This window comes from Vibrio sp. Vb1554, from assembly GCF_033344235.1.
In genome coordinates this window covers 1-1,085 of the sequence record NZ_JAWPOJ010000408.1, presented here as the reverse complement: position 1 = coordinate 1,085, position 1,085 = coordinate 1, and the positions used below count along the sequence as shown (strand labels likewise).

Here is a 1,085-nt window from a genome sequence, read left to right as displayed (position 1 = left end):
ACCACGATATTGATGGCTGACGCGATCTGCGCCCTTAAGTTTTTTGTCGAAACGTTCCAACCCGCCATAGAGAACATGTTTTCAATACGGCTGAGTGCATCCCTTGGTGTATTGGCGTGAATGGTCGCAAGTGAACCGTCGTGACCGGTGTTCATCGCAGACAACATATCGACCGCTTCCGAGCCACGCACCTCACCAATCACAATTCGGTCAGGACGCATACGCAGTGAGTTTTTCACCAGATCACGCTGGGAGATTTCACCCTTTCCTTCAATGTTGGATGGGCGTGTTTCCAAACGAATAATGTGCGGTTGTTGCAACTGCAACTCGGCCGAGTCTTCGATAGTAACGATACGTTGGTCACTCGGAATGAAACCAGACAGGATGTTAAGCGTGGTTGTTTTACCTGAGCCTGTACCGCCCGAGATAAGAATGTTCAGTTCCCCGACAACGGCTGCATTCAAGAATTTGCCCATTTCTGGTGAGAGCGAACCAAGCCCTAATAAGTTGTCCATATTCAAACGTTCGACCGCAAAACGGCGAATGGATACCGATGGCCCATCAATGGCAAGTGGAGGGATGATGGCATTGAAACGAGAACCGTCTTTTAGACGCGCATCCACCATAGGCGACGCCTCATCAATACGTCGACCTACTTGGCTTACAATGCGGTCAATGATGTTGCGAAGGTGGCGCTCATCCAAAAACGTATGCGGCGTTTTTTCTAGCTTACCAAAGCGCTCGACATAAATGTTTTTAGGGCCATTGACCAAAATATCTGAAATGGTTGGATCTTCAAGCAGTGGCTCAAGCGGCCCAAGACCAAACACTTCGTCTTCGATTTGGTGGATAACACGGTTGCGCGCTTCTGAACTTAAAGGATGCGTTTGGTCTTCGGCGATCAACTGAATCACCGCTTCCCTTAACTCTTCTTTCGCGCGATCTTCTTGCAAATGTGATAACAAGCCAAGGTCTAAAGTATCCAGCAATTTCTTATGGTAGTAGTGCTTAATAGCCAGATCTTGCTCAAGCTGTTTTTTCTGCTCTTCAATCGCTTTCAGTTTCGCTTCAACCGGCGTTAGTGG

Annotated in this window: 1 protein-coding gene; it reads right to left on the bottom strand. The window is 48.1% G+C overall.

All coding sequences use genetic code 11. The features are described 5' to 3' along the window. Positions 1 to 1,085 (bottom strand): CpaF family protein (locus R8N28_RS26665; protein ID WP_318183848.1); only part of this gene is annotated, 1,085 nt, incomplete at both ends.